Here is a 1,549-nt window from a genome sequence, read left to right as displayed (position 1 = left end):
AGATAATGCGTTCGTCTTCGTCCCATTTTTGCCCGATAGCAAGTGATTCAAATACCTCATCAATTTGTTCGACTTGGCGATATATCTCTGCTGTCCCAATTCTTACGCCGTTTGGGTTTAGAACGGCATCTGAGCGGCCGTGAATCATTATCCCTTTTTGCACCGAGCCATCAGACAACACATGTAAGGATTGTTCACCAAAATCTCCGTGCGCCCAGGTGTTTTCGAAGCTGTCGAAATAGGCGCGTTTGTAGCGTTGACCTGATTCGTCTGCCCAAAAATAAATAGGCATGGACGGAAAGCTTGTGCGACAAATTAATTCACCTTTGCCTGACTCAAGTTCTACACCTGATTCGTCAACAAACGCGATATCCATTCCAAGTCCAGGAGCTTGTAGTTCTCCTCGATAGACTGGAAGCGTTGGAACACCGAGAGCGAAGCAAGAAACGATATCTGTACCACCTGATATGCTTGATACACGTGCATGAGGAGCAACATGCGCATATAGGTAATCAAAGCTCTCTGGGACCAAAGGCGAGCCGGTCGATAGTATGGCCTTTAGGCTTGTAAACGGGTGATCTTTGTTTGGTTTTAGGCCAAATTTTTCAGCCGCGGCAAAGTATTTTGCGCTTGCTCCGAATACTTCGATGTCTTCTGCTTTTGCTAGCGAAAACAAGCTGTCTTTTTCAGGGTGAAAAGGCGACCCATCATAGACCACCAAACTTGCTCCTAGGGCCAAACCGCTGATATACCAATTCCACATCATCCAGCCGCAGGTAGTGAAATAAAATAGTTTTGTCCCTTCAACAACGTCACTGTGTAAGGACAGCTCCTTGATGTGTTGAAGTAAGGTTCCGCCCACTCCATGAACAATGCATTTAGGCTTTCCAGTTGTGCCTGATGAATAAAGGATATAAAGCGGGTCGTTAAAATCGACTTCTTCAAAATGAAGTTTGATCTTGTCGTTACTCTTAATCGCATTAATCCAATCTAAGTGCTTAGCAGTATTGAGTGTCAGGATATGGGATGTGTCGCGATCAATAGGGTTAAAACTAATGACTGCTTGAAGTGAGGGTAGGCTGTCAACGACAGAACTAATCTTGTCGGCAAGAGAAAGTACTTTTCCAGCATATATATACCCAGTGCATGTAATCAACAGTTTGGGTTCAATCTGACTAAAGCGGTCTAGTATTCCGCTTTCACCGAAATCAGGCGAGCAGGATGACCAAACTGCGCCTAGAGAGGCACATGCTAGCATCCCAATAATTGCGTGCTCACTATTGGTTGTAATCGCAGCAATGCGATCACCTTTCTGTATGCCATTGTCTTTGAATGTGGAGGCGAGGGCAGCAACTGCATCTTGAAGTTCTTTGTATGTATAAGAGCATTGTTTACCAAGCTCATTAAAGACTGTTATTGCTGTAAGGTGAGAGCTCGTTTTGGCATAACGCATCATATTTTCAGCGAAATTAAGCCTAGTTTGGGGGAACCACCTTGCGCCGGGCATCTGCGTGATCTCGCTTACAATCTGAGCGCTACGACTCCCTAT

Annotated in this window: 1 protein-coding gene; it reads right to left on the bottom strand. The window is 45.1% G+C overall.

All coding sequences use genetic code 11. The features are described 5' to 3' along the window. On the bottom strand, positions 1-1,507 hold a 1,507-nt coding region (locus A3738_RS00610; protein ID WP_231876484.1), incomplete at its 3' end, for an acetoacetate--CoA ligase. Positions 1,508-1,549: the final 42 nt, after the last annotated feature.

Source organism: Oleiphilus sp. HI0066 (genome assembly GCF_001635725.1).
This window is presented reverse-complemented; position numbering and strand designations above follow the sequence as displayed.